At 56.6% G+C, this 22,747-nt stretch carries 33 protein-coding genes and 2 pseudogenes; 3 read left to right on the forward strand and 32 right to left on the reverse strand.

Annotation, left to right across the window (positions count from 1 at the left end):
* Window position 1: 1 nt before the first annotated feature.
* The 25 genes and pseudogenes from HEQ18_RS06510 to HEQ18_RS06630 all read right to left on the reverse strand — a co-directional run bounded on the left by HEQ18_RS06510 (window position 2) and on the right by HEQ18_RS06630 (window position 15,806).
* Window positions 2-460, reverse strand: coding sequence for a peptidoglycan endopeptidase (locus tag HEQ18_RS06510; RefSeq protein ID WP_432814098.1), 459 nt, complete (start codon window positions 458-460; stop codon window positions 2-4).
* Window positions 426-1,248: pseudogene (locus HEQ18_RS06515) on the reverse strand (DUF2163 domain-containing protein). Before HEQ18_RS06515 ends, HEQ18_RS06510 begins: the two are co-directional and overlap by 35 nt.
* Entirely contained in the window at window positions 1,248-3,572 is a 2,325-nt protein-coding gene (locus HEQ18_RS06520; RefSeq protein ID WP_432814099.1) for a DUF2460 domain-containing protein, read from the reverse strand. Before HEQ18_RS06520 ends, HEQ18_RS06515 begins: the two are co-directional and overlap by 1 nt.
* 3 nt (window positions 3,573-3,575) lie before the next feature.
* On the reverse strand, window positions 3,576-4,142 hold the full coding sequence (locus HEQ18_RS06525; RefSeq protein ID WP_397605842.1) for a tail tape measure protein: 567 nt from the start codon (window positions 4,140-4,142) through the stop codon (window positions 3,576-3,578).
* Window positions 4,142-4,348, reverse strand: coding sequence for a phage tail assembly chaperone (locus tag HEQ18_RS06530; protein ID WP_432814100.1), 207 nt, complete (start codon window positions 4,346-4,348; stop codon window positions 4,142-4,144). The genes HEQ18_RS06525 and HEQ18_RS06530 overlap by 1 nt, the downstream gene beginning before the upstream one ends.
* The gene (locus tag HEQ18_RS06535; protein ID WP_397605819.1) at window positions 4,345-4,659 is read right to left on the reverse strand and encodes a gene transfer agent family protein; all 315 of its coding nucleotides are present in this window, start codon (window positions 4,657-4,659) and stop codon (window positions 4,345-4,347) included. Before HEQ18_RS06535 ends, HEQ18_RS06530 begins: the two co-directional genes overlap by 4 nt.
* Window positions 4,656-5,063, reverse strand: a complete 408-nt coding sequence (locus tag HEQ18_RS06540) for a phage tail tube protein (RefSeq protein WP_397580483.1) — start codon at window positions 5,061-5,063, stop codon at window positions 4,656-4,658. Before HEQ18_RS06540 ends, HEQ18_RS06535 begins: the two co-directional genes overlap by 4 nt.
* A 52-nt stretch (window positions 5,064-5,115) precedes the next feature.
* A complete protein-coding gene (locus tag HEQ18_RS06545; RefSeq protein WP_397605820.1) occupies window positions 5,116-5,514 on the reverse strand; it encodes a DUF3168 domain-containing protein in 399 nt (132 codons plus the stop codon).
* Window positions 5,511-5,708 carry a hypothetical protein gene (locus tag HEQ18_RS06550; RefSeq protein ID WP_432814101.1) on the reverse strand — a complete coding sequence of 66 codons (198 nt, stop codon included), beginning with the start codon at window positions 5,706-5,708 and terminating at the stop codon, window positions 5,511-5,513. Before HEQ18_RS06550 ends, HEQ18_RS06545 begins: the two co-directional genes overlap by 4 nt.
* A complete protein-coding gene (locus HEQ18_RS06555; RefSeq protein ID WP_296199819.1) occupies window positions 5,705-6,031 on the reverse strand; it encodes a head-tail adaptor protein in 327 nt (108 codons plus the stop codon). The genes HEQ18_RS06550 and HEQ18_RS06555 overlap by 4 nt, the downstream gene beginning before the upstream one ends.
* Entirely contained in the window at window positions 6,028-6,567 is a 540-nt protein-coding gene (locus tag HEQ18_RS06560; RefSeq protein WP_432814102.1) for a head-tail connector protein, read from the reverse strand. The genes HEQ18_RS06555 and HEQ18_RS06560 overlap by 4 nt, the downstream gene beginning before the upstream one ends.
* 133 nt (window positions 6,568-6,700) lie before the next feature.
* A complete protein-coding gene (locus HEQ18_RS06565) occupies window positions 6,701-7,768 on the reverse strand; it encodes a phage major capsid protein (protein ID WP_432814103.1) in 1,068 nt (355 codons plus the stop codon).
* A 1-nt stretch (window position 7,769) separates the two neighbouring features.
* Window positions 7,770-8,138, reverse strand: a complete 369-nt coding sequence (locus HEQ18_RS06570; RefSeq protein ID WP_432814104.1) for an HK97 family phage prohead protease — start codon at window positions 8,136-8,138, stop codon at window positions 7,770-7,772.
* Between the two features lie 12 nt (window positions 8,139-8,150).
* Window positions 8,151-8,408 (reverse strand): DUF6127 family protein, encoded by a 258-nt coding sequence (locus HEQ18_RS06575; RefSeq protein WP_397603326.1) that lies wholly within the window; start codon window positions 8,406-8,408, stop codon window positions 8,151-8,153.
* Window positions 8,409-8,540: 132 nt separating this feature from the next.
* Window positions 8,541-8,987, reverse strand: coding sequence for a hypothetical protein (locus HEQ18_RS06580; RefSeq protein WP_397605825.1), 447 nt, complete (start codon window positions 8,985-8,987; stop codon window positions 8,541-8,543).
* A 63-nt stretch (window positions 8,988-9,050) separates the two neighbouring features.
* Window positions 9,051-9,497 (reverse strand): hypothetical protein, encoded by a 447-nt coding sequence (locus tag HEQ18_RS06585; protein WP_397605826.1) that lies wholly within the window; start codon window positions 9,495-9,497, stop codon window positions 9,051-9,053.
* 10 nt (window positions 9,498-9,507) lie between these two features.
* Window positions 9,508-9,780, reverse strand: a complete 273-nt coding sequence (locus tag HEQ18_RS06590; RefSeq protein WP_432814105.1) for a DNA/RNA non-specific endonuclease — start codon at window positions 9,778-9,780, stop codon at window positions 9,508-9,510.
* A 75-nt stretch (window positions 9,781-9,855) separates the two neighbouring features.
* Window positions 9,856-10,932, reverse strand: a complete 1,077-nt coding sequence (locus HEQ18_RS06595; protein ID WP_432814106.1) for an IS5 family transposase — start codon at window positions 10,930-10,932, stop codon at window positions 9,856-9,858.
* A gap of 40 nt (window positions 10,933-10,972) precedes the next feature.
* Complete coding sequence (locus tag HEQ18_RS06600) at window positions 10,973-11,293, reverse strand: DNA/RNA non-specific endonuclease (RefSeq protein WP_432814107.1); 321 nt, start codon at window positions 11,291-11,293, stop codon at window positions 10,973-10,975.
* A gap of 305 nt (window positions 11,294-11,598) precedes the next feature.
* Window positions 11,599-12,714, reverse strand: a pseudogene (locus tag HEQ18_RS06605) (phage portal protein); the annotation flags it as partial.
* Window positions 12,715-12,766: 52 nt separating this feature from the next.
* Complete coding sequence (locus HEQ18_RS06610; RefSeq protein WP_432814108.1) at window positions 12,767-13,237, reverse strand: hypothetical protein; 471 nt, start codon at window positions 13,235-13,237, stop codon at window positions 12,767-12,769.
* Window positions 13,234-13,548 carry a helix-turn-helix domain-containing protein gene (locus HEQ18_RS06615; RefSeq protein ID WP_432814109.1) on the reverse strand — a complete coding sequence of 105 codons (315 nt, stop codon included), beginning with the start codon at window positions 13,546-13,548 and terminating at the stop codon, window positions 13,234-13,236. Before HEQ18_RS06615 ends, HEQ18_RS06610 begins: the two co-directional genes overlap by 4 nt.
* A 79-nt stretch (window positions 13,549-13,627) precedes the next feature.
* Window positions 13,628-14,119 carry a hypothetical protein gene (locus HEQ18_RS06620; protein WP_432814110.1) on the reverse strand — a complete coding sequence of 164 codons (492 nt, stop codon included), beginning with the start codon at window positions 14,117-14,119 and terminating at the stop codon, window positions 13,628-13,630.
* A gap of 69 nt (window positions 14,120-14,188) precedes the next feature.
* Window positions 14,189-15,442 (reverse strand): DNA-packaging protein, encoded by a 1,254-nt coding sequence (locus HEQ18_RS06625; RefSeq protein ID WP_432815969.1) that lies wholly within the window; start codon window positions 15,440-15,442, stop codon window positions 14,189-14,191.
* A gap of 34 nt (window positions 15,443-15,476) precedes the next feature.
* The gene (locus tag HEQ18_RS06630) at window positions 15,477-15,806 is read right to left on the reverse strand and encodes a hypothetical protein (protein WP_432814111.1); all 330 of its coding nucleotides are present in this window, start codon (window positions 15,804-15,806) and stop codon (window positions 15,477-15,479) included.
* A 44-nt stretch (window positions 15,807-15,850) separates the two neighbouring features.
* On the opposite strand from HEQ18_RS06630, the gene HEQ18_RS06635 reads away from it, so the two are divergent.
* A complete protein-coding gene (locus tag HEQ18_RS06635) occupies window positions 15,851-16,927 on the forward strand; it encodes an IS5 family transposase (protein WP_432814106.1) in 1,077 nt (358 codons plus the stop codon).
* Window positions 16,928-17,040: 113 nt separating this feature from the next.
* Here HEQ18_RS06635 and HEQ18_RS06640 read toward each other — a convergent pair whose 3' ends face one another.
* From HEQ18_RS06640 to HEQ18_RS06650, 3 genes are all read right to left on the reverse strand, one after another.
* Entirely contained in the window at window positions 17,041-17,283 is a 243-nt protein-coding gene (locus tag HEQ18_RS06640; protein ID WP_432814112.1) for a hypothetical protein, read from the reverse strand.
* 188 nt (window positions 17,284-17,471) lie between these two features.
* Window positions 17,472-17,870 (reverse strand): DUF5615 family PIN-like protein, encoded by a 399-nt coding sequence (locus tag HEQ18_RS06645; RefSeq protein ID WP_432814113.1) that lies wholly within the window; start codon window positions 17,868-17,870, stop codon window positions 17,472-17,474.
* Window positions 17,871-18,503, reverse strand: a complete 633-nt coding sequence (locus HEQ18_RS06650; RefSeq protein WP_432814114.1) for a DUF433 domain-containing protein — start codon at window positions 18,501-18,503, stop codon at window positions 17,871-17,873. It abuts the gene before it with no gap.
* A 354-nt stretch (window positions 18,504-18,857) separates the two neighbouring features.
* Here HEQ18_RS06650 and HEQ18_RS06655 point away from each other — a divergent pair, with 354 nt between their 5' ends.
* Together HEQ18_RS06655 and HEQ18_RS06660 are read left to right on the forward strand one after the other, a co-directional pair.
* Window positions 18,858-19,712, forward strand: a complete 855-nt coding sequence (locus tag HEQ18_RS06655; protein WP_432814115.1) for a DUF3800 domain-containing protein — start codon at window positions 18,858-18,860, stop codon at window positions 19,710-19,712.
* Window positions 19,713-20,006: 294 nt separating this feature from the next.
* Window positions 20,007-20,558, forward strand: a complete 552-nt coding sequence (locus tag HEQ18_RS06660) for a pseudouridine synthase (protein ID WP_432814116.1) — start codon at window positions 20,007-20,009, stop codon at window positions 20,556-20,558.
* 10 nt (window positions 20,559-20,568) lie between these two features.
* On the opposite strand, the gene HEQ18_RS06665 is transcribed toward HEQ18_RS06660, so the two are convergent.
* The 4 genes from HEQ18_RS06665 to HEQ18_RS06680 are packed head-to-tail and all read right to left on the reverse strand — an operon-like array spanning window position 20,569 to window position 22,736.
* Entirely contained in the window at window positions 20,569-20,781 is a 213-nt protein-coding gene (locus HEQ18_RS06665; protein WP_432814117.1) for a hypothetical protein, read from the reverse strand.
* Window positions 20,750-21,907 (reverse strand): JmjC domain-containing protein, encoded by a 1,158-nt coding sequence (locus HEQ18_RS06670; RefSeq protein WP_432814118.1) that lies wholly within the window; start codon window positions 21,905-21,907, stop codon window positions 20,750-20,752. Before HEQ18_RS06670 ends, HEQ18_RS06665 begins: the two co-directional genes overlap by 32 nt.
* Before the next feature lie 38 nt (window positions 21,908-21,945).
* The gene (locus tag HEQ18_RS06675; protein ID WP_432814119.1) at window positions 21,946-22,365 is read right to left on the reverse strand and encodes a VOC family protein; all 420 of its coding nucleotides are present in this window, start codon (window positions 22,363-22,365) and stop codon (window positions 21,946-21,948) included.
* Entirely contained in the window at window positions 22,362-22,736 is a 375-nt protein-coding gene (locus HEQ18_RS06680) for a hypothetical protein (RefSeq protein WP_432814120.1), read from the reverse strand. Before HEQ18_RS06680 ends, HEQ18_RS06675 begins: the two co-directional genes overlap by 4 nt.
* Window positions 22,737-22,747 lie beyond the last annotated feature (11 nt).

Below are 22,747 nucleotides of genomic sequence, written 5' to 3' on the forward strand. Positions count from 1 at the left end.
ATCAGTCTCCTTGAAAGCGCCATTGGGTGATGTTGCCATAAGGCAGCGGCAGCGGGGTCAATACGACGCGGCCCAAACCCACATGCGCATGCACCGCACCGACGTGTGCCAGCACCGCAAAATGAATGTGTCGGGGCCCGGGTCGCAGCAGCAAAATGTCACCCGCGATCCACGATCCATCGTCAACATTCCGAAATTTTGAGTCCGTAAAAAAAGCCTGCACGCGTCCTTCAAAATCACCGCGCAGGCGATAATCTGTGGGTATTTCGAAACGATAGCCAGCTTCGAAAAGACAGGCCGAAACGACGCCAACACAATCAAGCCCGGTTTCCGGCGAACGGCCATGCAATCGGAACGGCGCACCTAGGCATGTCAGCGCACAAGCAGCGATGCTCGCTTGGGGCTTGGTCTGCGGCGGCTGAAGCCTAATTGCCACCGGGGTAACGGGTAAGTAGGTCATTGCCGGGCAAATAAGGCTCGCCGCGAAAGTTCGCACCATTGCCGAAGCGCCCCGCACATGTGGACATGATCTTGTCACACCCTTGCGTCAGTTCGATCAGGTCGCCTGCTTTTGGCACATGAAACGGGGCGCTATATACATAAATCTGTGTGCTTTCATGACCTGCAATTTTCGCAGTCGACCCGCAATTGGGACCGGTAAGCCATCGCAATTCGCCATAGGCCAAATGCCCGTCGGCAATATCCAAGGGTGCAGCGATCGAAATCCGGTTGTCATCTCCGCTTGCTACTTCGGCAAGATGCCGAAAACGTGCACTGTTCAGGCCACAGGCCGCATCGCAAAATCGTGCGCGACAAGATGGAGACGTTTGCGGCGCCACGGCTTTTTCCAACCGCGCTTGCAAGCCAACAAGCTCGGCCTCAAACGCATCATCGGTGAAGGATACTGCGCCCAATTCCCCGGTGGCCAACACGCGCTTTGCCGCTTGCGGGCGCGGTCCAGTCAAACAGGAAAATTTCCAGATACGCCCCGTTCCAACGTCCAGCCGCAAGATCATCTGCGCAGATGTCATCGGATGTCAGCGCGCCCGATACGTCCAACCCATCCTTATCCAGGCCAGCGCTTTGCATGACCGTCGTTGGCTGCATTCCGGGGCTTGCGCGCAACAATATGCCATCATGCGCGACATCGACATCATGCGAGGTAAACCCCAATGTCACCCCGTCGGCCCGTTCCAGCCGCCAGCCATAAGCAACGCTGGTCAATGGTCCTTCCATCCACGCGTCCATCACACCGCTTCCCGGATTTCGATCAACGGAATATTGGGCATATCGCCTGCGCCAAATGTCGCCCGCGCCATATCCATTTGGTCGGAGGCAAAGCGAACCGGAACGTCGAAACGATATCCAGCGGTCACGGCTGCGCCAGCAGGCGGTGCCGCGGCAAAGCTTACGACTCCACCTACAGCGAGCGACCAGCCCGTCGCCGTCACGCCATTCACAGCAACCAGGACCGATGCCGCAACCGGTCGGGTAATCCGGCGCACTTGGCCATCCGCCCCATAGGTTTTTAGCAAGGGAAACGCCGTGCGCACCCCGTCGCCCAACCCAAGACTTTGATTCAACATATTGGGGTTGCCCGTCATCCCGTTCGAGCTGTTATCGAACGGGTCAGTGAAGCGAAACCCGACCGCCGGGCCACGCCGTGCGCGAAAGAAAGACAGCAATTGCCCCAACTCCGCTTCGGACCGCACGCCCGGACCAACATCATAGCTTAAACGCGCATTGCTCCAACTGCTGTTGCGCCGTTCATGGCCTGAAAGCGTGGTGACAACATTGGTTGAAAATGCGGCAGTCACTTCTGCCTCACGCCCGATTTGCAGCGGAAAAAGCACATCATCAAATTCCTGCACCGCGTCCTCCTGTTGCCCAATTTCAAAATAGGTAAAGCCATCGCGCGCGACCTGCGGCAGCGCCCAGACATAAGTTTGTGCCGCACCGCGCGCGCGGCTTTGCGCTGCGGCAAAGGCAATTTCGCCCCATTGCGCTTTGTCTTCGGGCCGAAGGACGAAACCGGTGAAATAATGCTGCTGCGCGACAGGATAACCCAGGCGCGTCGCCATCAACGGAACCGCCCGCCGCGTCGCCCCATGATTGCCCGTGATGACCCAGTCATAATCTTCAAGCTGCAACACATCGAACGCGGGCTTGGCCCAGTCCAATGGCACGTTCGCCCGCATGGCCTCAGGCGCATCGGCGTCCAGCACCGTGGGCAAATACACCAGCAATAAAGTCTGCGCGCCTAAGCTTCCGGCTTCCGCCCGCACGGCATCGCAGATCGATGCTGTGGACGCGGCAAGCAACTGCCCCGCTTTGTCCAGCATCGCCTTTTGCGCCGCCGTTTTGGGGCCCTTTATACTCTCGATGCTCACAGAAAGCGCCCCAAAGGCCGCAGTCGCCGCCGTATCATATAGGCAAATCCGCTCGTCGGGCATGATCCACCACCACGGCTCGCCTATCTGGAACTTCACCGGCAATCCGGCGTCTTTCAATATCGCGACAAAGGCCCGCGCAACGGCCTTCAGGTAATTCATCGCGCCTGCATGCGCTGGCGACAACAATGTCGATGGCGGCTCCCAACCCGTCAGCGCCGGGTCACCGTTGGCCGCGCGTTGTTTCCAGTCATTCCAGCTATGCGCGTCAAACAATTCATAACTTAACGAAAAAATCAGGTCGAACCCAAGCATCTTGGCTTGCGCGGCAAAGCTGCTGTGCCAGGCGATGCAGGGCTTATTCAACGCCCCGCCCGTTAAGCTTACATAATGCGCATTGCCCAGCTTCTCTAACCGAAAATAATGGCTCATGCCGACATAATGGTTGATCGTCCCGCGATAGCCCAAAGCAAGAATTTGCCGCAATAGCCGTGCTGGCGTCTGGTTATAGGCATCATCATAGCCCGTCGCCATTTTCAGGTCATGTTCGGGGATCATCACATCACCCGTATCGAGCATCACGCCCGCGCCATCGCAGCGGATTTCGGACAATTCGACCCATGCTGAGGCTGGCGCAGCAAGGTTGCCCGGCTGGCCCGTATAGCTTGGCGGAACGAGCGAAATGAACATCCGGTCAATGTCGCCCGCAAACACAGGGTCGCGCTCTTGCGGCAATAAAAACCCGCCAGAAAGATCGCTAAAATCGAGGACGATCTCTGCGTCCTGCGGCGTGCCAACGGCATAATTCCACAACCGCACATACCAGCTTTTGGCCGCACCATTGGCGTCGCGGCCAGATATGGTCAGCGTCGGGCCGTTGACAGCATTCAATGGCATGATACCTTCAGACCGCCACCGGAAACTGATGGTCAGCCGTCGGTAATCGCGGTTGGTTTCATAAGCGAGCAATGGGTGGTCCCATGCATCGACGCTGTCCCAGATCAAGCCCGCCAGATCATCACTGCGATAAAATACCGCGTCTGCGCGCAAGGATTCCGGGCCAGTCGTCACCACCGACGCCATCATCGGGCGTGGAAAATTCACGGTCCAAAAGCGCGGGTCGAAGCGCATGACGGGCGTTGATTTTTGCTGCCGTCTTTTGTCGCATAACCAATATGCCATGGCTTAATCCCGCGCCAGGGCTTGGCGGACGGCACGCGCGACATGGCGCGAGGACCGTTCCAGCGCAGCAGGCGCAGTGCCACGTGCATCCGACACGTTGATTGTCATCCGCACAACTGTCGTCGTGCCGGACGCGGCAGACGCCTCAATACGCCCGCTGCTCGTGGGGACAAACAACTCAGGCCCGCGTTCGCCGACACGATAGGCCCGGCCCGGCGACACGGGGCCGCCCGTCGCGCGCCCCGGCGCACCCAATGCTGCGCCAAGCAATGTCCCCAATGTGCCAAGCAGGTTGCCAGCGCCGTCGCCACTGCCCCCATTCAAACCCGAACGAATGGCCGCAGCCGCAATTTCCGATAACACTGACAACGCCACACGGCGTAAATCTTCAAAGCTGAATTTGCCGCGTTGAATTGCGCTCGTCAGCCCGCGTTCAAGCGCGGCACCGGCGCGTTCCAACCCGTCGGTAAATGGCCCGTCGAGTTCCGCGCGCATCGCGGCAACGTCGCTTGCAAAGGCGCGGGTGTCCGCGCGCACCGACACGACCAGCCGATCAATTTCTTCATCCATCATGTCTCTCCGCTTGGGCTATCTGGAAACTGCGTCATCAGTCGGTGCATAATGTCTGGGCTTGGCGGCGCTTCGCCATCGCTCGCCATCGCTTGCAATATGCCCAGCAATTCGCCGGGTGTGGCGTTCCAAAAGTCATCGGGCCGCCATCCCAATGTCAGGGCCGTGCGCGCCGCCAATCGGGCCGCGACATCGGCAAAGGTCATTGCCCGCTCAATATCTGGCCAAGTAGAATTTTCAGCGCGGGCGTCATCGCCGAAAGCCCGACCTTGGCAACGCTTTCGCTGAACCTATCGCGCGTCATTTCGGCGTCGGCGTCATAAAGGCAGTGCCAGAATAGAGCGACCATTTCGGATAGCTTCAAATTGCCCGCCGCCGCCCGCTCGACAAGCGCGAACAAAGGCCCCAGTTCCTCCTCTGCCGCGACCAACGCCGCAAAGCTTGGGCGCAAAACCACCGCCCCGCTTTCCAGCAACAACGACGCTTCGCCGCGCGCTGCATTTGCCGGCCGCCTCATAAGGACGTTACCTGTCCGCTGCTTTCCAGCGCCAGCGTGTAGGACCGCTCCCCATTGAAATCGCCGGCATAATCGAGCCGTGCGACCAGAAATTTTCCGCGCAGCTGCTCCCCACCTTCAAAGCTTAACTCATAATCATCCAACTGCCCCGAAAGCGCGTTGTTTTTGATCCGCGTCTCAGCAGACGACCCTGTAAAAACGCCTGCCCCTGACACCGACACCGACCGCACACCCGCGCCCGACAACAGCTCACGCCACGCGCCGCTGCCCTTATGGGTGATGACCACCGGATCGCCATTGATCGACAATTGCGTGGTGCGCAGGCCAGCGACCGTTGCGTACACTGGCGGCGTTGCGCCATTGCCAACCTTCAACAGGAAGGCGCTTCCTTTTTCTACTGGCATATGCCCTTATCCTTTCAAGAATGTCCGCGCATCGGCGGAGAAATTATGTGATTTAGACGGCAAGCAATCGGACGCGGTGCTCGACCAGCCCGGCCCATGGCCCCGCCGGATCGCGCAGTACGATCGACCGCAGGAAGACAAAGCTCGCGATCCGCCAGCCAGGCAAATCACGTGGGATCGCCACTAAGGCATCGTCAACATGGCCCATAAGGTCCGTGAGCCGCGACGCGGCCTCGCCATCATCCCACACCGTAAACGCCAGCCGGATTTCACGCCCCTGCTGCGTTTTCGTCCCCCAATCGGTCACCAACCCGTCGGTGACCGCGACATAAGGAAAGTCGGCACGGGGCGGCGGGCCGTCATAAATGCCCTTCAGTTGCGCGGCCAACACCGGGTGTGCCGATAGCGCCGCCACGGCAGCGGCTTGCAAGGCTTGCACTGCATCGCTCATCGTCCGAAATTCCTTAATTGCGCGTCGTCCAGCATCCGGCGGCGCAGGTTTTTGGCCACTAAAGTTACGCCTTCGTCACTACGTTCGGCGTGCACGTCTTGCGGCAAGTCAGTTGCCATCAATCGGTCGCTGATCCGCTGCACGCGCGCTGCTCCCAAGACGTCGGCTTTGGCCGTCAGACGGTCGGCGTTCATCGCACTTCTTCGCAGGTCAGGTGCATTTGACCGGGCGTCTGCGGGTCACTTAAGGCCCCGCGCACCGCCAGATATTTGCCCCGCCATGTCAGCCTTGTACTTAGGCCAAGCCCTTCGCGTTTGCGCAACGTCACCCGCCAACGCGGCAGTGCCGACAAGGCATCGCCGCGCGTCAGATCGGCGGGCATTAACGGTGAAACCGCCGCCCATGCCTGCCCATCATAGCTGTAATTGCCTACTGCGCCTGCGCGGCTGTCGCGTGTGCTCAGGCGCGTTTCAATCACGACACGTTCACGCAATGTGCCTGCAAATTCCCCGCTCATGGCAATTGTATCCGGCGGAATGGGAGCAACAACGCCATTGCAGCGGCAGGTGGGCCAGCATCATCGCTCGCATCGCGGTTGTTGTAAAAATATGCCGTCAGCCGCAGCAAGCCAAGCCGAAGTGACTCCGGCAGACTGGCCCAATTGGCCGATAGGCCAGCGATAAGCGATACCTCCGCACGTCCCGCAATGCCGGGCTGTAGCACCCGGAAATAGGCTTCTCCGCGTGAGCTGATCTTTGCCTCCCACGCCGACGCTGCCATGGGAAAGCTTGCGCCCTCTGCCGGAATGCCCGTTACGCCCACGATTGACTGCACGGGCATGGCTTGCAGTATTTGCCAGCCCGACCCTGTCGTGACCATATCCTTTGCACCACGACGGATCAGTATCTGCCGCGTGAACTGCTCGGCATGTTCAATGGCGGCGACGGCGCAAGCGGCCAGCACATTGTCATCGGTGCCCGCATCGACACGCACATAGGCCCGAACCTCGGCCAGCATGACGCTGTCAAGGCCGAGCGGATCAAGGCTCAACATCTGATGTTCCTTTGAAATTGGGGAAGACGCGCTACCGGGGTTGCGCTATTCTAGCCATATCGGCTTTTGATGTTATGTGTTTTAACCAAAATTGGCCTCTGCCCATCAACGCAGCGGGCAGAGGCCAAAATGTTTACGTCAATGAAAAGCGCATCAATTTGATCGCCGCCGAATTGATTAGCGCGCCACCAATGCGCTTCGTGGCGTAGAAATGGACATAAGGCTTGTTCGAATACGGATCGCGCAAGATATTGGTCTCGCTCCGTTCGGCAATCAAATAGCCCGCCTTGAAATTGCCAAAGGCAATCGACAGGCTGTTTGCCGATATGTCGGGCATGTCTTCAGCTTCAACGACCGGATAGCCCATCAACGTATCCGGCTGTCCTGCGGCGAGCGCAGGTTGCCACAGAAACGCACCATCCGCCGTTTTGAACCGGCGAATAATCGACAGGGTGGATGCATTCATGACCCAGCTTGCTCCCTGACGATAAGGCGCGCGCACAGCGTGTACCAGCTCCACCAACTTGTCTTGCGGATTGGTCGCGGCAAAGCCGCCCGCCACGCCCGTCGGCACATATTGCAACGTGCCAAAGGGCCGCGTCGCATCGCTTGTCGTCGCAACCGGCCCGGTCAGAAATCCGCGCGGGCGGTTGGTGCCATTGCCATTGATGAATGCCGCGCCTTCGGCCTTGCCAAATTCGGTTGCAATTTCATCCGCTAGCCAGGCCTCCACATCAAATGCGGCATCATCCAGCATCGCCTGCGTCGCCGCCGGATTGGCGTACAGGTCGCCAAAGCTGGGGACGATTTCGTTGAATGTCGGCGTCGCCGTTTCCGGACGCGCCGCCGTTTCTGCGGCCCAGCCCGATGTCACGCCATTTTGCGTCACCAGCTTGCGATAGCCAGCCGACCCCACGCGCACCACGCTCGAAATCGCGCGAATGGGCGAGATTGATTTCAAGACGCTGTCAATAACTTCGTCAATTTCGCGCGGCACGGCAAAGCCGCCATCGGCAGGCGTTACGCCCGTGAAGCTTTTCAACTCCACCTCCGACCCGCGCCGCAAATAGCCATCGACAAAGGCCGACCGCGCCGGGTCAGCGACCTTGCCGCCCGACAAAACGGGCCGCGTCACCGCCACCGCCGGCACCGCCCCGTCAAAGACGGCGTCCAGATTGTCTGCTTTAATTTCATAATCCATGTCATTCTCCTTGCGTGAACTGAGTAATGTCTGTGATGTTTGGCCCACCCGCCTCCACCGCCAGCACGCGGGCCAGCGGTTGCATGGGGGTGGCAACGATGCTGACTTCGATAAGGTCGAGGTCAGTGAGCTCCCGATATTCCTGTTGCTGCATCGCGCGGACGCGGTAGCCGAAGGATAGGCCGCTGCCCGCGTGCACGACGGCGCTGTCATCATCGAGCTGCGCGATCACCCGCAGGCCGCGTGCATCCTCGCTTAAGCTTTCGACAAAGCCGATGCGGCGGCGTTGGTCATGCTGCCACAATAAGGGCAAACGCGCCTTTACGCACAATATCGCCGCCCTTGTCCGGCGCGTCGAAGATCGCGGCATAGCCCGCCAGCCTCATTGGCTGACCAATCCGGGCAGGCCCAATTTGAACGCAATGCCGATCAGCAACAACGCCAACACCATCCGCACGACCCAGCCAATCGCCGCCTTGCGCGCCGAGCGTTTGGCGTCGCGCCAGGCGGACAACAGCTCGCGCAATTCGCCCATATCCTTGGCGGCGCTGGCATCGTCCAGCCCCAGCCCGGCCAGCGCACGACGCGCACCAGTTTCGGAGGCCTGCTCCAGCAGACCTTGCAGTTCTTTATCAACCATTGATGTTTCCTATGTGTAAATCGGACCCAAACAGGCTCTATCCGCCGTTAAGGGTCGCGCGATCTGCGCAGCTTCATGCATGGTGCAGACGGCAAGCGGCGGTTATCGTGTCTTTTGGAAATGCAACGACCGTTAGGTCGCGGGATTTGCATCACCCGACAGGTCGTCTTCGGTTATTTCATGCCAATCGCCATCATACATCGGCGGGTAGATCACGGGCTTGTCGCCATAGCGTGCACGAAGAGCGTCCTGCCGATAGTCCAGCGAGTCCCATTCATCCTCGAGATCATCCGTGTACAAAAACTCGGCATCGAACCTGCCGTCCTTGATATCGTAAAGCAACATCGACCATTTCTTATCAGGCGGCGCGGCGTCCCATAATTCCAATATGGTATCATGTGTTTCGTTGCCAAATTCACGATATATGACTTGTTCGGGCAGATTCTCGAAAATTGCGCCGCCGGTCATTTGATCCGCAGCTTCGATGAATACAAAAACATCGTCGGGAACTTTACCCAGAAAATTTGCTACTTGCTGCCCAATTTGATTAAGCAGTTTACCCATTTCTTCGCTTGCCATGCCAAATCTCCTATTTGTCGTTGGGTAAACGTTCGATTTTACCCACTGGAAATGCAGCGCCAGCTAGCTTGCGGAATTCTCATCTTCGTCAGGCAAATCGTCCAACGTCAGTATACGGAACTTTCCGTCCCGCTTGGGGTAGATGACAGGCTTGTCGCCATAGCGGGCGCGAAGAGCATCCTGCCGATAGTCAAGCGAGTCCCATTCATCCTCGAGATCATCTGTGTACAAAAACTCGGCATCGAACCTGCCATCCTTGATATCGTACAGCAGCATCGACCATTTCTTGTCAGGCGGCGCGGCGTCCCATAATTCCAATATGGTGTCATGAACGTCATGTCCGAAATCATGATAGATGACTTGTTCAGGCAGATTTTCAAAAATTGCCCCGCCGCTCAACTGGTCGGCAGCCCGGATAAAAACAAAAACATCATCGGGAACTTTGCCAAGCGTTTTGGCGACAAGCTGCCCAATTTGATTCAGCAATTTGCCCATTTCTTCGGTTGCCATGATTTTCCTCCTATTTTTTATTGGGCATGCGGTCGATTTCATCAATGCCGCCAATATTTGAAAACACGAATATCCAATCTGGTCGCCGCGAATTACTGGTATAAGTGGCTTGGATGTCAACAGTTACATTCTTACCAGCTTTCAGAGCCTTTTTCCATTTGTTTTCAATGATCCGGTACTCGCTGAGATTGAAACGTGCATTCTGGGCAAAATGATTATAGCTGGGCACCTCCATTAACCGTTGATTTTGGTCAAGCGGCCTCGATATGCGCGTTGCAGGCACCTGATCGGTGCATTTCGGGCTGAGATTGGCTCTATTGCCGCTGTTTTGGCCCCTATTTCTGGATTTTGGACACAATTATCCTGTCGCCGCTCGTCGTTCGTGGAACAGCAGGCGCTGCATATTGTACGCAAGATTGGCGAGCATGATCTTCGTCTCGGCACGCTTGATGCCGATGGTGCGGATGAACAGTCCCATATGCGCCTTTTGCTGCGCAAAGACGTGCTCGACCCTTGCACGTATCTTCGACTTTGTTCGGTTGGCTGCACGAAGCGCTTCTGACCGTGGCTTGCCCTTTGGCTTCTTGCGGTGGATGCGGCTGACCCGGCCATGGGCTGCAAGCCACGCTTCATTGGTCTTGGACCGGTAAGCGGTGTCGCCCCACACATCAGATGCAGTGTTGTTTGTCGTGACCACTTCGCGCAGTTGTGATCCATCATGACGCGCGCCGTGCGTGACCACAGCCTTGCGGATGAACCCGAAGCGCTGATCGATAGCTATATGATTCTTGTAGCCAAAGCTTGGGATCGCAATGTCGATCTGCGGCTTGCCGTTCGCAGCCATGCGCGCTTTGGCAAACTTCACCGTCCAGCGCGCATCTGTGTCTTTCTGCGCAGCCTTGGCGGGTTGGTCGGGCCAGACTTCCTGTGCCGTCTTGCCCGTTTTGATTGCATCCTTCTCGTCTTGCGTATTGCGCTGCTTGGGGGCTGCAATCAGCGTTGCATCGACGATCTGGCCGCCCATTGCCAGATATCCATTGGTTCGCAGCCGGTGGTCAAAGGCGTCAAACAGCACCTGCAAGGTTCCGGCATCGGTCAACTTCTCCCGGAATAGCCGGATCGTGTTGGCATCAGGCGTTGGCGCTCCAAGATCAAAGCCCAGAAAACGCAGCCAGCTCAACCGATCACGGATCAGATACTCCATGCGGGCATCGGCCACATTGTTCTGCGCCGCCAGAATAAGGATCTTGAACATCGATACGCAGTCATAGGGCGGTCTGCCACCCTTCGAACCGTCCGAATAAGCCAGTGCATTGTCCAGGATCACACGAAAGCCTTCAAAATCAACTATCCGCCCCAGCGCCTCAAGCGGATCGCCATTGGCCGAAAGCCGCTTCAAATGATCCGATAAACCGAACAAACCCGCCTGCTTCATAATCGCCTCCCGATGGGGACCGTTGAATCAGATCACACGCTCAAATGCCAGAGGTTTTTGGAGGTGCCCAGCTGATCTCCGGTCCGCCGAATTCGCGGGCAATGAAATGGCCGCCATGATCGTTCTGTTCACGATTGGGTTTTCCTGCGTTGGTCTGCGCGTCGCGGGATCGTGGCTGATCGGGTTGTAAACGCAACTGACCAGACGCCCGAACCGTCCGATCCTGCTCATCCGCCTCAAAATCATAGCCGCCTGCAGAAATTTTCCGAGTTGTCGGCAACGGTCGCTCGACAGGTGTTTCCAAAACTTTCGGAACAGTGGTTCTGACGATTTCCGTCCGGACTTCTATCGGCTTTGCCAATGGTTTGGCGAGCGGTTTTGTCGGTGGCGTGGTAGGTTTGGCCCCATCCCAACTTCGACTCGCTTGATCGCCACCCGGTTCCCCACCACGGAAACCGCCGCCATCATTCTTCGGCTTTGGTGCCTTAGGCTTACTCCACCCCCCCCCGAAGCACCGCCACCGCCGAAACTTCCGCCACCGCCAGCAAATCTTTGCCCTTGTCCCTTAAATGTGAACTGGCCGTTTTCGGTGTCGTGCCACGGATTGAACTTGAATTCGAGCGCACCATTTTCGTTCGATATCTCTGACGGCTGCACGGCCGGCGCAAGGCCCACCGCCGCGCGTTTCTCTTCGGTCGTCAAAAAGTCCGCTGCACCCACTTGCGCCCACAACCGCTCCCGATCTTCGGCCAGCGCAGGGATCGCATCCAAATCCAAGTCCAACGTCAGGCCGTCAAAATAGGGCCGCAGCCCTTGCGCCAGCGCGTCCAAAATCTTGCGCGCCAACGGGATGATGCTCTGGTTCCACAAAGCGCGGTTTGCCTCGCGATAATTGGCATAAGTCGCATCGCCGGGCAGACCAAGCAGCACTGGCGGCACGCCAAAAGCGAGCGAGATTTCCCGCGCCGCCGCTTCCTTCAATCCGGCAAAATCCATCTCCGCTGGGGTCAGCGCCATCGCCTGCCATTTCAAGCCACCCTCCAGCAACATCGGCCGTCCGGCATTGCCCGCGCCTTGGAAACTGGCGGCAAGCTCCTCCTTCAACCGCGCATATTGTTCGCCGTTCAACGTCCCGCTGTCGCCCATGTCATAGACCAAAGCCCCCGATGGCCGCGCGGCATTATCCAGCAACGCCTTGTTCCATTTCGTCGCCGCATTATGCGTCGCGACCGCGCCCGACGCTGCGCCCAGACAGCCAAGCCCATAATGGTCATCGAGCGGGTGGATTGCGCGGATGTGGATCACATTTTCGGCGGGCAAACGGCTCGCGATCTCGCCTGCTTTATACACAAACGCCACGGGCCAGCCGCGCATGTCGGCTTCAATCGTCATCCGCTCGGGCCGCAGCGCGAACAATTCGGCTGGCCGCCCGTCATTGCCCGACAATATCTCGACATAGGCATTGCCGTGCAGCAACAGATGCGTCGCCACCGTCTCCATCAACGCCTGCCCCGCCGACGTGGCGCGCACCAGTTCCAGCCCGCGCGCATCATTTGCGGTCAACGGCGCGGACGCCAGCCCCTCGGCAATCAACCGCACCGCGCGTTGCGCAATCGCGTTCGACAAATAGCCTTCGCGCATCTGCGCCTCATAATGCCGGGGCCATTCGCCCAGGCTACCCAAAGCATATCCGCGCAAGCCCGGCAGACGATCCTGCTGCACACGCGTTTTGGCCGGACGCAGATACCCACGCCCGGCTGATTTCCAACCGAAGATATTCATGATTTTTTCCGTTTTTTAAGGTTGCTGCTTCAGCGTTTCAGCTAGACGGCGCCTAGCTGCTTTCTTCTGCTTCCGACTGCATGAGATTTACCTTTAGAGATCCGAGACGGATTTCATCGTCCCCTACGAACGCCCTCACCTTTAACCGAAAGGACTCGGTCACTGCGATTCCGTGGAGGAGGACCGGTACAATCATTTGATGGAACCGGACAGAACCGCCTTCAATATCCGAAATGTCTTCAAACAAGGTTTCTTCGTTTGCAGGTATATGACCTTCCATCGAAAAAATCGGTTCCACTTCATCCGAACGAAACACGAATATTTTTGGAGACATCGGCAACGAATCGGCCTTAAATCGGAAATCAATAAGCGCGCACAATTGTGCCAGTACGACTGGTGAACTACCCATGACATTTATCTGACTCTGATAGGTGCCCACTAGAGTCATTTTCCCTGTAACTTCATGCCTTATATCGTCGCAAAAAGTAACAAATCCTCCTGGGAAATTTGGATTTATTATCAAGACACCAGCTCCTGAAGGCGGAAGTCGTTAGATTTTGGTTTAAAACCAGAATTTGAAGAGGCTTCGGTAAGACTAGGCATACTTTCGATATGAACCGAAGGGTCTGGACTGGCATTAGTCGTCGGCAAAGCGTTGGTACCCGCAAGCACCTTTGGCACAACTAAGTCAAACTCAATCTCTCTGCCTAAGGCCCACGCAAGCTCAGCAACACGTCCTAAAGTAATATCCTGAGTGCCATTTAGCTCGCGACTAATAACAGAACGATGCACACCGATGGAGTTCGCAACTCGGGATTGATTGATGCCGCTCAAATCTCCTTCTTCAACAAGCGCGCGCTGAAGCGAACGGCGCACTCGTGAAATGAAACGTCCAGCGGCGCGCCTGCTTGGGCTAATAGCAATCTGAAATGACGTCATCTGGATTATCTCCGGTTACAAATTTTGGTTCGTCTAGAGCAAGGTTATCGCGCAAACGTACAGCTTGTTCACAATAGCCACGGTACATACTTCTTCGCTGGATGAGATTATATTTGCTGTCACAGTCCGAAACCACAAAGCAATCTCTCTGCGTAAACCAACCAAATAGGCGGACATCAGCAGTTTTCAATTCCCACACCCCGTCACCAAGATGAACGAGTGCCTTAAAAGTTCGACCAACTGGAAGAGCCTGCCCTGAACAAAATTCATAGAACAACGCATCCAACTGCTCGGAGGGGGTTTCTTCGATATTACGGTCCGAATCAGTTTCAGGTAACACCTCTACAAGCCACTTATGAGCCCTCGGGAGCAGGTAAATGCGACGCAATTCCAACTCTCTAAGACCCAAAACCGGATCGACCTTTATGACTTCTCCGGATTGAGCGAGATTTAGTAGTGTTGCCATTTAAGTCAACAGTCCTTAACAAATACTGAGCAATTAACATTTAGTATTGGTTTTGTTCTCGCTGTCAATTCACAACAACCGCACCTGCGGCACCCGTTCTGCTTTGCCGAGCATCAATTCGGTCAAGGCCCATACCAACGCGTCGGCGCGGTCGGGGGAGCGGCCGGGGCCTGCATAGCCGCCGCCTGCGATCAGGCCGCACATCTGGTCCTCCAACTCTTGAAAGGCGTTGATGTGAAAAACACGCCCGGCTTCGTATAATATCGAGATTGGCTCGGCGCGGGCAGATTTGCTGCGGCTCGCGTGCGCCCGCTTTATGGGCATCGCAATGTCCGCCGCGCGCAACACGGTTTCGACCATATTGCCGCCCTGATTATCCTCGACCACCACGCGGTCGGCCTGCCAAGCATCCGCCGCAGCCGCGACCGCGCGGGCCCAGCGTTCGGGCGATGCGCCAGAGATGCTATGGTCCGTCAGCACATAGGCGTTTTTATCAACGCCCAGCCCAACCGCGACGATGCCGCACGCGTCGCCATTTTCCGACACGGGCGGGTCAACGCCAATGACCACGCGTTTCAACTCGGGCGCGCACGCCGCACGTTGCCGTTCCAGCAAGTCCCGCGACCACAGCGCACCATCCGCATCCGCGATCAGCTCGCCATCCAATTCCTGCCGCCCAAGCCGCGTCCCGGCATACATCGCGCGCACCGACGCAATAAAGTCCGGCGGCAAGTTCATGCCGTTATCAATTGTCCGTCCGCGCGTCACCGCCACCCCCTTTTCCTTATCGAGCCGCCGGACCAAAGGCACCGGACGCGGCGTAGTTGTCGCCATCGCTCGCGGGTTCTGCCCGAGGCGAAGCCCAAGCATCAGATTGTCCCACGCGGCGATCCCGCTGGGCCATTTCGCAATTTCATCGGCCCAGGCAAAGTCATGCTGCGGCCCGCGCAGGCTTTCGGGCTCTGCGCCCGAAAATAACGTCGCCGTTGCCTGATTGGCCCATGTCAAACGGCGCAGGCTGGGTTCATAAGCAGGCCGCTCGCCAAAGGGCAGCGACAACAGGCCGCTTTCGCCCTCGACCATCACGGCCCGCGCCTCATTCAAGGTCGCGCCCACCAACGCAAAGCGCGCGCCGGGATGTTGCGCCGCCAATGCGCTCACCCATTCCGCCCCCATGCGCGTCTTGCCATAGCCGCGCCCCGCCATCACCAGCCATATGCGCCAGTCTTCCAAGGGCTCCGCCTGATCATCGCGGGCCCAAAAGTTCCAGCTTTGCGTGTCGGCCATGTTTTTCCGGGTCCAGCGGCGGATGACCTCGACCATCTGCTCATAAGGCAGCGCCAGCAACGCCTGCGCATTAGGCATCGGCATTTGCTTCGCCTTCGCCTTCGCGTTCGGGTTCAGTTTCGGGTTCGGCGCGCGCCGCCGCGCTCTCTTCGGCGCGTTGCCGCATTTGCGTGAGCTTCAGGATCAACTGCGCCTTTAATGTCGCCAAATCGGGCTGCGCAGGCTTGGCCGCAGGGGCGGCAAGCGCGCCGCCCTTCACCGATGCACGGTGTGCGCTGAGCAAGGCAATCGCCAGCCGATGCTTTTGCGCCCGCGCTTTCAACGTGCCATCGGCGGTCCGTCCGCTCGCCGTTTGCAGCGCTTCAGCCAGCAAATGGGCACCTCCAAAAACCTCTGGCATTTGAGCGTGTGATCTGATTCAACGGTCCCCATCGGGAGGCGATTATGAAGCAGGCGGGTTTGTTCGGTTTATCGGATCATTTGAAGCGGCTTTCGGCCAATGGCGATCCGCTTGAGGCGCTGGGGCGGATAGTTGATTTTGAAGGCTTTCGTGTGATCCTGGACAATGCACTGGCTTATTCGGACGGTTCGAAGGGTGGCAGACCGCCCTATGACTGCGTATCGATGTTCAAGATCCTTATTCTGGCGGCGCAGAACAATGTGGCCGATGCCCGCATGGAGTATCTGATCCGTGATCGGTTGAGCTGGCTGCGTTTTCTGGGCTTTGATCTTGGAGCGCCAACGCCTGATGCCAACACGATCCGGCTATTCCGGGAGAAGTTGACCGATGCCGGAACCTTGCAGGTGCTGTTTGACGCCTTTGACCACCGGCTGCGAACCAATGGATATCTGGCAATGGGCGGCCAGATCGTCGATGCAACGCTGATTGCAGCCCCCAAGCAGCGCAATACGCAAGACGAGAAGGATGCAATCAAAACGGGCAAGACGGCACAGGAAGTCTGGCCCGACCAACCCGCCAAGGCTGCGCAGAAAGACACAGATGCGCGCTGGACGGTGAAGTTTGCCAAAGCGCGCATGGCTGCGAACGGCAAGCCGCAGATCGACATTGCGATCCCAAGCTTTGGCTACAAGAATCATATAGCTATCGATCAGCGCTTCGGGTTCATCCGCAAGGCTGTGGTCACGCACGGCGCGCGTCATGATGGATCACAACTGCGCGAAGTGGTCACGACAAACAACACTGCATCTGATGTGTGGGGCGACACCGCTTACCGGTCCAAGACCAATGAAGCGTGGCTTGCAGCCCATGGCCGGGTCAGCCGCATCCACCGCAAGAAGCCAAAGGGCAAGCCACGGTCAGAAGCGCTTCGTGCAGCCAACCGAACAAAGTCGAAGATACGTGCAAGGGTCGAGCACGTCTTTGCGCAGCAAAAGGCGCATATGGGACTGTTCATCCGCACCATCGGCATCAAGCGTGCCGAGACGAAGATCATGCTCGCCAATCTTGCGTACAATATGCAGCGCCTGCTGTTCCACGAACGACGAGCGGCGACAGGATAATTGTGTCCAAAATCCAGAAATAGGAGCCAAAACAGCGGCAATAGAGCCAATCTCAGCCCGAAATGCACCGATCAGGTGCCTGCAACGCGCATATCGAGGCCGCTTGACCAAAATCAACGGTTAATGGAGGTGCCCAAATCGGTCTCCAACCGGGCATAGCCCTCTGCCAAAGCCAGCGCCCATGCATCGCGAAACGCCGGCGTCCGCCGCCGCTCGGCATAGACCGCACTGCCCTTTACGCCTGCCGCCCGTGCAGACGCCGACACATTCGCCGTCTGCGCCAAATGGTCCAGAAACTGGGCACGAATTTTCATATTCAACCGCGCATCGGGCACGGGTGTTTTATTGATGGCCATAAAAAGCCCTCCTGAGCGCAAAGAAAAAGGGCCAAAGATTGCTCCTCGACCCATTGGGTGATGATGAAAGCGGGTCAGTGTGCGACTCGCAATTTTCGACTATGACATAAACTAACCTTTTATGGTTACGATGTCAATATGTTTTTAGCCTATTTGGTTAATACGCATAAACTGCATCACTAAAGCACCTAGCGATGAATGCGTATTCGCCTTGCGCATATCTCTAACATCATTGGCTGATTCGCCTGCCTGGCTTGCTGGAATTCTAACTCGACCAAAGGCAAAAACATCAACAACCGTGCCAATGCCTCTGGTTCGGGAAGACAGAACATGAGCCTACACAAACTTGGAAATCTCTCACGATGGGTTTCAGATATTTTGCGTTCAATGCGCCTCATATCGTTGTCATGACTGACAAGTATCCGGTCATTCTCAACAGCTGCTGTGGCTACTAAAGGATCTGCAGCACCAGTTTCCAAAATTTCAGTCGCACGAACTGCATCGTGGCCACACTCCGTTAAGGCCAAGATTATTGCCGTCTGCACGTTTTCGTCAATTAAAAAGCGCATAATGGAAAGATGACCCAATTACGCTGCTTGTGTCAATTCATGTTCTTTTAGAACGGCTTGCACGTCCTGTTTTTTGAGACTCGGATATTGCTCAATGATTTGACCGATCGAGTAACCAGCGCGCGCGAAAGCTTTGATACTTGATACCAAAACGCGAGTGCCTGCGATCACTGGATCGCCACCCATTACAAAACGATGTTGTTCAATTTTGCCTACCAAGCTGTTGTCACGAAGGCGCATTTTTTCCGACTTTGCCTGCATATCTTCGGCGACACTGGATAGTGGGATAGCCAACGCTATTTGACCACTTACTGCCCCTTGGATCTGGTCAGACCCTTGCGGCTTAAAATGAACCTCGCGATTTACGACATATAAGGTCAACTCTGACCAAGGCCGACCACTATGCTCCCGAAGTTTCACGGCGGCTCTTCTCAAATGCTGCATAGAAACTCGCTCACGCAATAGTGATAGAGTTCGGAGCGCCACCAAATCCTCAAAAGTATAAATCCTGCTGTACGGACTTCTTCTGTTTTTATAGGCTAGGCTTGGCTGATAAAACGCGTCATTGTCCCACCCGGTCAATCGACTAATTGACAAGCCAGTTAAGCGATGCACCTGTTCGATGCTAAAGGCTGCAATCAAATTGGTCAAAGCGCGCTCCATCACGACTAGTAAAGTCGTGATGCGACTTTGAACTTCGGTTATCTTTTCGTCAATGATATTGGACGGATTTTTTAATGCGCCAGGCACAAGTCAAAGAAAAGAAAAGAAAAAGTTAGGTAGCCTGAGCATTTATCGTCAGGCAGACGATATGGTGACTGTTACAGGCGCATCCGACTACCCTCACCCCCACGCCCATTCAAGCTGGAATCTCCCCCACCCCCCCCACCCACAACATCATTTCGCATCTCCCCCGCTTTTCGTCGGTGTCGCAATCCAGATCGTGGGTGGACTGCTTGAACTTATCGGCTTGACTCTTATCGATTTCTATCACCATTTCCTTTAATGCCAACTAGATACATCATATATTGCGATGAATCCGACGACAAAGGACAGTTCTTTTCGAACTTCTATGGCGGAGTGCTCATACTTGCGTCGCGACGCGAGGCTATCGAAGCAGAATTACAAGCATTAAAGAACGAACTGCGAATTTTTGATGGCGAAATGAAATGGCAACGAATTACCGAAAATTACGCTGATAAATATATAGCTTTTGTCGATAAAGTTTTTGATATTGTAGAGCGCGGCGACATGAAAATTCGTATCATGTTCACCCACAACAGGCATAGACCTGTTCTAGAAGAATATATGATAGGGCGTGATTATTTTATGCTTTATTATCAGTTTGTAAAACATGCCTTTGGACTACAATATGCTGTTCCTGACGGGGACACAGCAACGGCCCAGTTATTGCTCGACGATGTCCCCCATCATTCAGATAAGTTCCGCCAGTTCAAAGATTATATGTCCACGCTTTCATCGTTCCCAAAGTGGTCTCGTGCTGGCATGTCGATCGCCTATCATGACATTGCCGAGGTGAATTCCAAAGAGCATCATATCCTTCAGGCTCTGGATGTTGTTTTGGGCGGAATACAGTCGCGGCTCAACGAAAAGCATACAAGGCCGCACCCGCCCGCTAAACGTCGCGGCAAGCGGACCAAAGCTAAAGCGCGTGTATATGCAAAGATCAAAGATAGAATTCGCGAAATTTATCCGAACTTTAATGTCGGAACGAGCACAGGGATAATGGACGGTCCGCACGAGCGTTTTGAACATCCTTATCGGCATTGGCTGTTCGTTCCGAACAACGCAGTCATAGACCCGTCGCGAACGAAAAAAGCTAAAACTAAAGGAAAGTAACCCCGTCCGATTCTACAGAAGGCCCCACGCAGGGCGTGAGGTTTCAAATCGGACAGGATTTCTCCACTTATAAGAAGTTATTGGGAAACGCAACCTGATTTTATCACCATATGTTGGTATGTTTGTGGATAAGTACCTACCATAGACGGTGTTCCGTCGGTATTTTTCGTTCTTCAGCGAGACCGATTTTTTGGCACCAGAGGTTTTTTTGATGCCGCCAGAGTCAGCCCCCCCCCCCCCCCCCACCCACAACATCATTTCGCATCTCCCCCGCTTTCGCTACAGCACGCCCCCATGTCCCGCATCATCCTGTTCAACAAACCTTATGGCGTATTGCCGCAATTTACGGACAAGGGGACGGAGGGCTCGCCGCGGCTGACTTTGTCGCAATTTGTGGATGTCCCAGGCGTCTATCCGGCTGGGCGGTTGGATATGGACAGTGAAGGGTTGATGCTGCTGACCGATGATGGCCGGTTGCAGGCGCGGATTTCGGACCCGAAATATAAAATGGCCAAAAGCTATCTGGTGCAGGTGGAGGGCGAAGTGACCGACGATGCGCTGGTCCAATTGCGGCGCGGTGTTTCGTTGAAGGACGGCTTGACCCTGCCCTGCGAGGCCGAACGGATTGCCGATCCCATGCTGTGGCCGCGCGACCCGCCGATCCGCGTCCGGCTGTCGGTACCCGATAGCTGGATCATGCTGACCATCCGTGAAGGCCGCAACCGTCAGGTTCGGCGCATGACCGCCGCAGTCGGGCATCCGACATTGCGGCTGGTCCGCCGCGCGATTGGCGCATGGACGATCGATGGCATTGCGCCGGGCACGTGGCGCGAGGTCGAAGGCTAAGGCGTCGCCCTCAGTCCGTTACCGGCCGCGCGATGCGCTTGCCCTTCGTCCGGCTGGTCAAATGAAACTGCCCGCACCGGTCGCAGGCATAATGCCGCAGCGTGATTGTCGCCTTTGCAATCGCCGATAGCGCGTCTGCCGCGCACACATAACGCGCTTTCTTCGCGCAGATGCTTAACCGCGTGCGCAGATCAATCCTCGCTGTCAAACGCGATGCAGCCATTGTTGCAAAGTTGCGTGAGGAGATCGATGGCCGCCGCGCTGCCCGCCAGTGCGACGTCGAGGACCACACTATCCGCAGCGCACAAATCTTTCGCCAAGGCCGCCGTCTCGTCAATGCAATCGAAACAGACGCCATCGGCAAACAGCATGACTGCATCTATGTCCTTGGCCCCCGCGATATACGCCAATCGGCTCGCCGGATTACGCGACAGCGGCGTTTGGGCGATGATGGCCTCGCGGACTTCCTCCGGCGCAACGGGTATTTCGGGCCGCCAATCCATATCGGGATATTTGGGCGTGCTGTTGAAGGTGCCGAACCAGCGGGCGAAATGGGCGGGGTCGGACAAGGATTCCAGCATCATCTGTTGCAAGCGGTCCAGCGCGCCGGGTAAAATCTCCCCCGCATTAGCCTGAGCCTGCAAATCCGGGTCGCGATAGAGTTCATCGTCCTTTATGCCGTCGAGAACATCATCGACATAATGCCCCAAAAGGTCGCCACGCGATGGCGCGCGGAACCCGACCGAGTAGGTCATGCAATCCGAACCCACCGCAACGCCATTGTGCGATATGCCCGGCGGGACATAAAGGATATCGCCGGGTTCTAACACCCATTCCTCGGTCGCCTGAAATTCGCTGAGCAACTTCAAATCCTCATGCGGCAGCAACAAAGTATCGGCGTCGCAGTGCGCGCCGATCTGCCAACGGCGGCGGCCAAGCCCTTGGATGAGGAAAACATCATATTGGTCGAAATGCGGTCCAACCCCGCCTTGGTCGGCGGCAAGGCTGACCATCACATCGTCGATGCGCCAATTGGGAATGAAACGAAACGGCGCGATCAGGTCGGCGACGGCGGGCACATGATGGTCAACCGCTTGCACCAGCAACGTCCAATGGCTTTCATTAAGGCCAGTCAGCCGTTCCTCGGCCAGCGGACCTTGCTCCATCGCCCAACCCGCATCGGTTTGACAAATCAGCCGCGATTCAATGTCCTCTTCGCATGCCAGCCCCGCCAGCTCGTCAGGCTCCAGCGGGTTTTGCCAGTCGCGAAACGCATTGCGGATCAGCAGCGGTTTTTTCTGCCAATATGCGCGCAAAAATTGGTCGATGTCGAAATTTTGAAAGTCCATGACGTCGCGCTGTGGCCTAAAGCGGCAAAATGCAAGCGTCAGCGCGCAAACACATTGGCGTCGTCGGCAAAGGCCTTGAACTCCAAAGCATTGCCGCTTGGGTCATAAAAAAACATCGTGGCTTGTTCGCCCACTTGCCCCTTGAACCGGATATGCGGCTCGATGCCGAACCGGACGCCCGCCGCCTTTGCGCGTTCGGCCAATGCCGCCCATTGGTCCATATCCAAAACAACGCCGAAATGCGGAACGGGGACGTCATGGCCATCGACGGGATTATGCGCCGACACACCGCGCGCCGACGGGTCCAGATGCGCGACAATTTGGTGGCCGAAAAAGTTGAAATCGATCCATTGGTCGGACGACCGCCCTTCGGCGCAGCCCATGATAAAGCCATAAAAATGCTGCGCTTCGGCAAGATCGTGGACGGGAAAGGCCAGATGGAACGGACGTAAGCTCATTTTGATGTCACCGGCTTGGGCAAAGGTTTGTCGATGCTGTCGGCACTAGCAAGCTCCGCCGTCATTTGCACGGCGCAACTGTTGATCCGCGCCAGATCGCTTGGCCGCTGAAATTCGGCTTTGGCAGCTTCAGACAACGCGACCGCGACCAATTCGCGCGGTTGCCCGCTTTGCGTGGTGACGCGATTGCCGACAATGCCCGCCCATCTTTTGCCCGATTGGCGCACGTCGGGCGCATCGGCTGGCGCCGTGCCTGTCCGCTGTTTTTCCGCCAACGTCGCAATGACGGCGACACAGGCGATATCGCCTTGATGCGCATCGGTGAGCGCAGAAGGTGTAATGGCGACAAGCGCGATGGCGAAAAATATCATGCGCCCGGATT

Origin of the sequence: Sphingorhabdus sp. (genome assembly GCF_050921905.1) — a bacterium.
Taxonomy (GTDB): domain Bacteria; phylum Pseudomonadota; class Alphaproteobacteria; order Sphingomonadales; family Sphingomonadaceae; genus Sphingorhabdus_B.